The sequence below is a fragment of the Methylobacterium trifolii genome, assembly GCF_022179685.1.
GTDB lineage: Bacteria > Pseudomonadota > Alphaproteobacteria > Rhizobiales > Beijerinckiaceae > Methylobacterium > Methylobacterium trifolii.
The window spans coordinates 1-7741 of record NZ_BPRB01000138.1 but is presented as its reverse complement, the minus strand read 5'-3'; the positions used below and the strand labels follow the sequence as shown (position 1 = coordinate 7741).

General features: G+C 62.7%; 10 protein-coding genes. 6 read left to right on the top strand and 4 right to left on the bottom strand.

What is annotated here, in order from left to right:
- The 3 genes from COGEMETH_RS13105 to COGEMETH_RS13095 form a co-directional block, all read left to right on the top strand.
- Positions 1-1116 (top strand): ABC transporter substrate-binding protein (locus tag COGEMETH_RS13105; RefSeq protein ID WP_238183086.1); only part of this gene is annotated, 1116 nt, incomplete at its 5' end.
- An 84-nt stretch (positions 1117-1200) separates the two neighbouring features.
- Positions 1201-2043, top strand: a complete 843-nt coding sequence (gene panB / locus COGEMETH_RS13100; RefSeq protein WP_238183085.1) for a 3-methyl-2-oxobutanoate hydroxymethyltransferase — start codon at positions 1201-1203, stop codon at positions 2041-2043.
- A gap of 17 nt (positions 2044-2060) precedes the next feature.
- Positions 2061-2858, top strand: a complete 798-nt coding sequence (locus COGEMETH_RS13095; RefSeq protein WP_238183084.1) for an SDR family NAD(P)-dependent oxidoreductase — start codon at positions 2061-2063, stop codon at positions 2856-2858.
- A gap of 75 nt (positions 2859-2933) precedes the next feature.
- Here COGEMETH_RS13095 and COGEMETH_RS13090 read toward each other — a convergent pair whose 3' ends face one another.
- Both COGEMETH_RS13090 and mmsB read right to left on the bottom strand, forming a co-directional pair.
- Positions 2934-3482: an amino acid synthesis family protein gene (locus COGEMETH_RS13090; protein ID WP_238183083.1), complete on the bottom strand. Its 549-nt coding sequence runs from the start codon at positions 3480-3482 to the stop codon at positions 2934-2936.
- Between the two features lie 110 nt (positions 3483-3592).
- The gene (gene mmsB, locus COGEMETH_RS13085; protein WP_238183082.1) at positions 3593-4468 is read right to left on the bottom strand and encodes a 3-hydroxyisobutyrate dehydrogenase; all 876 of its coding nucleotides are present in this window, start codon (positions 4466-4468) and stop codon (positions 3593-3595) included.
- Between the two features lie 144 nt (positions 4469-4612).
- Between mmsB and COGEMETH_RS13080 the strand changes: the two genes are divergently transcribed.
- Together COGEMETH_RS13080 and COGEMETH_RS13075 are read left to right on the top strand one after the other, a co-directional pair.
- The gene (locus COGEMETH_RS13080) at positions 4613-5512 is read left to right on the top strand and encodes a LysR family transcriptional regulator (RefSeq protein ID WP_238183081.1); all 900 of its coding nucleotides are present in this window, start codon (positions 4613-4615) and stop codon (positions 5510-5512) included.
- A 412-nt stretch (positions 5513-5924) separates the two neighbouring features.
- Positions 5925-6308, top strand: coding sequence for a helix-turn-helix transcriptional regulator (locus tag COGEMETH_RS13075; protein ID WP_238183080.1), 384 nt, complete (start codon positions 5925-5927; stop codon positions 6306-6308).
- Here COGEMETH_RS13075 and COGEMETH_RS13070 read toward each other — a convergent pair.
- Positions 6293-6742 (bottom strand): superinfection immunity protein, encoded by a 450-nt coding sequence (locus COGEMETH_RS13070; RefSeq protein ID WP_238183079.1) that lies wholly within the window; start codon positions 6740-6742, stop codon positions 6293-6295. The genes COGEMETH_RS13075 and COGEMETH_RS13070 overlap by 16 nt on opposite strands.
- A 121-nt stretch (positions 6743-6863) precedes the next feature.
- Positions 6864-7286, bottom strand: a complete 423-nt coding sequence (locus tag COGEMETH_RS13065) for a DUF805 domain-containing protein (RefSeq protein WP_238183078.1) — start codon at positions 7284-7286, stop codon at positions 6864-6866.
- A gap of 146 nt (positions 7287-7432) precedes the next feature.
- Here COGEMETH_RS13065 and COGEMETH_RS13060 point away from each other — a divergent pair, with 146 nt between their 5' ends.
- Positions 7433-7708 (top strand): helix-turn-helix domain-containing protein, encoded by a 276-nt coding sequence (locus tag COGEMETH_RS13060; protein WP_238183077.1) that lies wholly within the window; start codon positions 7433-7435, stop codon positions 7706-7708.
- Positions 7709-7741: the final 33 nt, after the last annotated feature.

Here is a 7741-nt window from a genome sequence, read left to right as displayed (position 1 = left end):
ATCCTCTCGGATATGTCCGGCGTCTATGCGGACCTCGGGGGAAAGGGCTCGGTAGTGGCGGCCGAACTCGCTGTCGAGGATTTCGGTGGCTCGATGAAGGGAAAACCGATCGAGATCGTCAGCGCGGACCATCAGAACAAGCCAGACATCGGTTCGGCGATCCTGCGTGATTGGTTCGACAATCGCGGCGTCGACATGGTCACAGATCTCCTCAACTCCTCGGTCGCCCTTTCGGCTATCGAGATCGCCAAGACCAAGAACCGCGTCGCAATCGTGGTCGGAGCTGCCACTTCGCGCCTCACCGGCGATGCCTGCACAGCCAACAGCATGCATTGGTCTCACGATACTTATTCCTGGGCGTACATCACGGCGAAGGCGATGCTCGAGCGCGGCGGTGACACCTGGTACTTTATCACGACCGATTATGCCTTCGGGCATGCAATGGAGAAGGATGCGCGCGAGGTGATCGCCGCCGGTGGCGGAAAAGTCCTCGGCAGCTCGAAGGCGCCGCTCGGCACCTCGGATTTCTCCTCGTTCCTGATCAGTGCCGAGAGTTCCGGAGCAAAGGTCATCGCTATTATTAATTCTGGGGCCGACACGATCAATTCGGTCAAGCAGGCCGCTGAGTTTGGCATCTCCCAGACAAGGAAGCTCGCCGTCTTCGGAGTCTACATAACCGACATCGATGCAATGGGATTGTCGGTTGCACAGAACCTCGTCTTCACGTCCGCCTCGTACTGGGATCGTGACGATCAGACCCGTGCCTGGTCGAAGCGATACTTTGCCCGTATGGGCAAGATGCCGACCGACATGCAGGCAGGTGTCTATTCGTCCACGCTCCAATACCTGAAGGCGGTCGCAAGCGCTGGAACCGACGAGACCGGCGCGGTGATGAAGGTGATGAAGACGTTGCCCGTGAATGACATGTTTGCGACGGACGGCAAGGTTCGGGCCGACGGGCGCATGGTCCACGATATGTATCTCACCGAGGTGAAGAAGCCTGCCGAGTCCAAATATCCTTGGGATTACCTGAAGATCGTTGCGACGATTCCAGGAGCCGAGACCGTCATCCCGCTCTCGAAGAGCGCCTGCCCGCTCGTCGCGCAGAGCCGCTGAACGCAAGTGCCCAGTTTTCTACATCGGGGAATTCATACAGGCGAAAATCGAAGCTGAGGAGAAGGCATGATATCGCGATCGAAAGTGGCCCCTGACGACCTGCTCGCGCTCAAGCGCAGCGGGCACAAGATTACCATGTTAAGCATCCACGATTACGCCATCGCGCGGATCGCGGATGCCAGCGGTCTTGATACGATCCTGGTCGGCGACTCACTTGCCGTTACGGCGCTCGGGCACCGCAATACGGTATCCGTGACGCTCGATGAGATGCTCCACCATACGCGGATCGTCGCTCGGGGCGTCGATCGCGTCATGGTCGTCGCGGACATGCCCTTCCTATCCTATCAGGTCTGCCCGGAGGAAGCGGTCCGGAATGCGGGCCGTTTCATCAAGGAAGCGGGTGCCGACGCGGTCAAGATCGAAGGGGGCGAGGCCTCCGTAAGCACCCTGAAAGCCATCCACGCGGCCGGGATCCCGATAATGGGTCACGTCGGCCTTACGCTCCAGAGCGCAGGCCAGCTCGGCGGACGCGGCGTCCAGGGAATGTCCGCCGAGGCGGCACGAGCGTTGATCGCGGACGCGCTGGCGCTCGAGGCGGCCGGCGCCTTCGCGGTGATCCTGCAGAGCATGCCGGGTGAACTTGCGCAGGTGATCACCGATCGGCTGCATATACCGACAATCAGCTACGGCGCCGGCTCCGGTTGCGACGGTCAAGGGCTCGTTGCAGCCGATGTCCTTGGTCTAGGCGTCACGCCGACGCCGGGCTACGCGCGACGCTACCTCGACCTCGATCGGATGATCGGTGAGGCCGTCGCCGCATATTGCCAAGACGTGCGCAACGGCGCGTTTCCCGCCGACGATCACACGCCTCGCCTGGAAGGCGCAGCCCATGCCGAGCTCGTGGCCGCGCTCCGGGACGACCAATAATGAGAGAGAATAGGGCGATGGATGGCCGATTGGCGGGCAAGGTTGCGATCGTCTCAGGGGCGGGTGCGATAGGCCCCGGCCTGAGCAACGGAAGGGCGACGGCAATTCTCTACGCACGCGAAGGCGCGCAGGTCTTCGCGACCGACCTCGATCCAGACTCCCTCGCCGAAACGCAATCGATCGTCGAAGCCGAGGGCGGTCGCTGCACGACGCAGGTCGCCGACGCTTCGAGTGCGGAGGCCGTTTGTGCCTATGTCGAGCGATGCATCGATCTGTTCGGCCGCGTCGACATCCTCCAGAACAATGTCGGCATCGTCGATGTTGGGGGGCCTGAGGAACTCACGGAGGGTCAGTGGGACAAGCTCTTCGCCGTCAACGTGAAGAGCATGTTCCTGTCCTGCAAGTACGTACTGCCGCGCATGGTCGAGCGTGGCCGGGGCGTGATCGTCAACATCTCGTCGATCGCGTCGATCCGCTACACAGGATATCCATGCGCCTCGTATGCAGCCTCGAAAGCAGCCGTCAATCAACTGACCCAGAACATTGCTATCCAGTACGCGGACAAGGGTATCCGGGCAAACTGCGTGCTCCCGGGGCTCATGGATACGCCCCAGATCCGCCATTACGTGCAGAGCGGCTACGGCAATGATCCAGATGCCATGATCAAGACCCGCAACCGCTCCTGCCCGACCGGGCAAATGGGAACGCCGTGGGATGTAGCAGCCGCCTCCCTGTTCCTGGCCTCGGACGAGGCCCGTTATGTTACGGGTTCCCTTCTCGTCGTCGATGGCGGGCTGACAAGCCGATCCTGTTGAGCCAGATCCGGACCACGTGACTCGAACAGAATTGCTCTGATCGAACACGTAGCAGGATCCCGGCACATAGGCGATCTACTTCCCGATGCGATGGAGCGGCCGTCCGCCGATCCCTAGGCAGACGACGACGACAATCTCGTCGGCGTGTGGTGCGTCGCCGATAGTGATCTCGATCGAATCCATATGATCGAAGTCCCAGATGTTGTCTTTCTGGGTCATAGGCATCGTTATCGACGCGCCGGGGCCGGCAACCTTCTTTGTGCCTGGAATGATGTCCTTTCCGCCGCCGAGCGCTGCCCTGACCGGCGCCCCGAAGCGCGGGTGGAGAATGGCTGCGGAATGCTCGATCTCACCGGCCGTACCAACGATCGCACCCTTGCCGTAGCTCTCGACCTCCTCGGCTGACACCCCTAGCAAAGCAATGCCCCGTTCCACTAAGATCCTGCTCACTTCTGCCCCGAGATCGTAGAGCGGCGTTAGGTCCTCGACATAGGTTCCGGCATACGGATTCCGGATCACCCCCGCGACGGCAACCTTGCGGGCCGTTCCGCCGACCGGACGGCCGTTCTCAGTGAGGGTCTCCTCGACCTGGGCGACAATCTTGCGTATCTCGAGCAGAGACATGGTGTCGATTCCTCTGTGATGCCGGTCTCGGGCTGGACGAGTTCTGCGACACGCAGCTCTGCGCATGCAGAATCGTTGTTTTCGTTCGGGTCTCGGTCGCGCTGCCGGCATCAGGCTCGCAGAAACTCGACCACCGCTGCGTAGTCGCGACCCCGGCCGCCCTGCGCCACAAAGCGATCGAAGATATCGCAGGCCAATGAACCAAGCTGAGTCGTCGTCCCGCTCGCAGCGGCCACGTCCTGAGAGAGGCTCAAATCCTTCAGCATCAGCTCGGATGCGAATCCCGGCCTGTAGCCGTGATTCGAGGATGCGGTCGGCACAGGGCCAGGCACAGGGCAATGGGTCGTCAGGGCATAACATTGGCCGGAGGAGGCGGAGGCCACATCGAACAGGGACTGGCGGGATAGGCCGACCCGGTCGGCGAGATTGAAGGCTTCGCTGACGGCAATCATCGTCACGCCGAGAATCATATTGTTGCAGATCTTCGCAGCCTGCCCGTTGCCGGGCGCCCCGCAATGCACGATGCGGCTGCCCATCCGAGCCAGCAGGGGCTCGCCCGCCGCGAAGCTTTGGGCATCGCCGCCGACCATGAACGTCAGCGTCCCTGCGCCGGCGCCTTCAGTACCGCCGGACACAGGAGCGTCGAGAGACAGGAGACCAACTGCCTTCGCACGTGTGTGGATTGTGCGGGCACTGTCGACGTCGATCGTCGAGGAATCGATGAGCAGCGTGCCGCGCTGGGCCGAGGCAATGATGGCGTCCCAGACGGCGCACACGATGGCTCCACTCGGCAGCATGGTCATGACGGCGTCGGCACCCTCCACCGCGCTGTGTAGTGTCTCGACCACGCGGATGCCTCGCGCCGCGGCCGAAGCATGGGCATCGGGCGCGGGATCGAAGCCGAGGACCGTATGGCCCGCCGTCGCGAGGTTTGCAGCCATCGGAACGCCCATGTTCCCGAGACCGATGAAGCCGATGATGCTCATTCTTGATCTGCCAAGTTCTACTCCGCCAGGGACTCGTCGACATCCCTAGAGGTTGGACGATGCATGCTGCTAAGCGGTTCGAAATTCGTTGGAAAGGGTCAAATTTTTCGCGCTATATGTGCATTCTCGGGCAGGGTAGGGCCCATGATGGATTGGGATCACCTGCGCTCGCTCCTCGCATTCGCGCGGAGCGGAACGTTCTCCGCCGCTGCGAAGACGCTTGGCGTGAAACATACGACGGTCAGCCGGCACGTCTGTGAGTTGGAGGCACAGATCGGGTCGAAAGTCGTCCACCGGGGCGTTGACGGCCTGAAATTGACGCTCGCTGGCGAGCGACTTGTCTCCTCGGCCGAACGGATCGAGGCGGATCTTAGGCAGGCCCAGGACGACATTGCAGGCCGCGACGCCTTGGTTACTGGCGCCGTCCGGATCGGCGCGCCGGACGGGTTCGGCGCTTATTTCCTGGCACCCCGCTTATCCCGTCTGGCGGCTCGCTTTCCGAACCTCGAGCTTCAGCTCGTCGCGATGCCGCGCGTGTTCAACCTGACGAATCGTGAGGCCGACATCGCCGTCTCCCTCGCCCTGCCGGAACAGGGTCGGTTGATCGCGCAGAAGCTCGGTGACTACGGGCTCGGCCTCTACGCCGCGCGGGCTTACCTTGCATCAGTGCCCACAATCGCTAGCGTGGCAGATCTGCAGCGCTGCAATTTCATCAACTACATCGAAGATCTGATCACAATCAACGAACTCGATTACCTCGACGAAGTATGCTCCGGGATCCGCGCCGGCTTCCAGAGTTCCAGTATCATCGCACAGGCGAACGCGACGATCGGCGGATGCGGCCTCTGCGTCTTGCCCTATTTCATTGCTCGGACGCATACAGAACTCGTCCCCGTCCTATCGGACGCTATTCGCCTTCAGCGTACGTGGTACATCCTCGTTCACGAGACACAAAAGAACATTGGTCGAATCAAAGCGGTTAGAGACTTCATTGTGAGCGAAGTCAGCCAGAACAGAAACCTGTTTCTTTTTATTGATGCTTGATAAAAAGGATTTTTTAAATTATAGATAGTATTTTCGCTAGCAATTGCAACGGGTGGGCGATCTTGCCTTGCACATCAGCGGGTGAGCACATTTGTGCTCATTTTATCCGTGCTCCCCGAGCGACTAGTGCGGACTCGAGCAGGCGGGCCGCGTCAGTTCGACGGCGTAGAGATCGGGCCGGTTCCTGACGCAGGGCGGCTGCTTCGTCCTAGCTCCAAGGCGCGAGGAGGTCGGGCAGCTCGCCGAGGCAGGCCATTGCGAGGCGGACGGCATCCCGGAACGCGAGGCCGGGTTCGTGGATGCGGGGAACGGGCATACCGGAGCATAACTACGGAATACCTCCGTCTGACAAGCGCTGACCCCGCATGAAGCTCGGTGGCTCGATCCTCCTCACCGGAGGAAAACTCGGGCCATGGACAGCGGCGAACTCAAGCGGCGGTTCGGCAAGCACGTCCATGGTCTGCGCGAGGCGAAGGGGCTGACGCAGGAACAACTGGCCGACCGGATCGGACGCAACGTGGACACGGTGGGCAATATCGAGCGCGGCGTGAACGCCACCCGCATCGAGGTGGCCTACCAGATCGCCATCGAACTCGGCGTTCGCTTCCCCGACCTGTTTGCCTTCGAGTCTGAGATCGAACCGACTGAGCCCATCACCAACGCTACGGGTCTCGCCCTGATCGAACTGATCGACGGCCGCGACGAGGAAACGACGGCCCGCTTGTTGGACCTGGTCCGCGTCGGCCTCAGGCTGGCCGAGGTGCGCTCCAAGGATGGCGGTCAGCGCAGCCGTTGAAGCACGGCGGCCTTGAGGCTGGCGAACTCGGTGTCGCTGAGATGGCCACCGTCACGCAGTTGGCCGAGCCGCTCCAGTTCCAGTACCGCCGTACCCGGCGTCACGCGCGTCCCGGTCTCGTTGCTTCCAGTGGCGGGCGACTCTGACCCGGCGCCGATCAGGCGCACGCGCTGCACGTCGTTGACGAACAGGTTCAGGCCCGATTCGCCGCCGTGCGAGCCGTCCGCCTGCTCGGTGCGAAGGGCGGCCTTAAAGGCCCATACCAGCGCCACCGCCCAGCCGATCCCGGTACCACCCAGGAACACGTTGACCGCCATGATCAGCCAGCGGTTGGGATGATGGTGTTTGAAGGCGATGATGGTGGGCAGCACATAGAAGGCCCAGCCCAGCGGCACCATCGCCAGGACGAATACGCCGAAGGCCTGCTCGCTCATCAGCCTGCCCGCGCCAGGATCTGGGCCTTCATCACTGCGAACTCAGCCTCCGACAGGCTGCCGCTGCGGCGAAGCTCGACGAGCCGCTCCAACTCGCCGATGACGTTGCCTGACCCGGTCGCTACCGGAGCCGACGCAACAGGCGACTGGCGGCGGGTTGCGGCGGGACTGCGGCCTCGGTCGCGGCAGGGTCGAGCGGATCGGGCCCGTAGCGGTTGGGTCCGCGCACGCCGCGCGGCAGCACGAGTAGCAGCACGACGAAGCCCACCACCGGTACGAGGTTGAGCAGGCTGAACCAGCCCGACCAGCCGAGATCGTGAAGCCGGCGGGCCGTCACCGCCAGCACGGGCAGAATGTGTACGAGGATGACGAGCTTCACCAGCAGCGTCGAGCGTATGCCGTCGCCGCTCAGCAGGCTGACATCGAAGCCCTCGGCGACAAGGATGAACAGGAAAAGCCCTCCAAACACCTCGAAGAACTCGACCCGTGGGGATCGTCCACCAAAGCTCGCGTAGCGCCGCATGGCTCTCAGGTACCAACGCATGGGTCTGCTCTCCGTCGGGGATCGGGTCTGATCGGTGTCGCGGCGGTGGGCGGTCGGGCGCTGTTCCCACCGCGTAGGTTCAAAGCATCAAATCAGGGACTGTCGGTCCGTCGATTGTCAAGCCGTTGGTCTGGCCCTGTGGGGCCATGGATGCGCGCGCGATCATCGGCTGGAACCTGCGGCGGCTTCGGGTCGAGCGAGGCCTGTCGCAGGAGCGGCTGGCCTTGGCGGCCGGCATCGACCGCGCCTATGTCGGTCGGGTCGAGCGCGGCTCGGAGAACGTGACGATCTCGACCCTGGAGGCGATGGCCACTGCGCTGGCCGTACCGGTGGCCGACCTGCTGATAGAGCCCGAGCCCGGGGCAGCCCGACCGATGCCGCTGCGCTCCGGCCGTCGTGCGCGTGGCGAGCCCGCGCGCTGACGAGAGGGCACTTGATTGTCCGACGTCAGCACC

Bases quoted from the DNA above. Each gene is read 5' to 3' on its own strand.
- COGEMETH_RS13095 (WP_238183084.1), top strand. From the start codon at position 2,061: ATGGATGGCCGATTGGCGGGCAAGGTTGCGATCGTCTCAGGGGCGGGT.
- COGEMETH_RS13075 (WP_238183080.1), top strand. From the start codon at position 5,925: ATGGACAGCGGCGAACTCAAGCGGCGGTTCGGCAAGCACGTCCATGGT.
- COGEMETH_RS13090 (WP_238183083.1), bottom strand. From the start codon at position 3,482: ATGTCTCTGCTCGAGATACGCAAGATTGTCGCCCAGGTCGAGGAGACC.
- COGEMETH_RS13080 (WP_238183081.1), top strand. From the start codon at position 4,613: ATGATGGATTGGGATCACCTGCGCTCGCTCCTCGCATTCGCGCGGAGC.
- mmsB (WP_238183082.1), bottom strand. From the start codon at position 4,468: ATGAGCATCATCGGCTTCATCGGTCTCGGGAACATGGGCGTTCCGATG.
- COGEMETH_RS13070 (WP_238183079.1), bottom strand. From the start codon at position 6,742: ATGAGCGAGCAGGCCTTCGGCGTATTCGTCCTGGCGATGGTGCCGCTG.
- COGEMETH_RS13060 (WP_238183077.1), top strand. From the start codon at position 7,433: ATGGATGCGCGCGCGATCATCGGCTGGAACCTGCGGCGGCTTCGGGTC.
- COGEMETH_RS13065 (WP_238183078.1), bottom strand. From the start codon at position 7,286: ATGCGTTGGTACCTGAGAGCCATGCGGCGCTACGCGAGCTTTGGTGGA.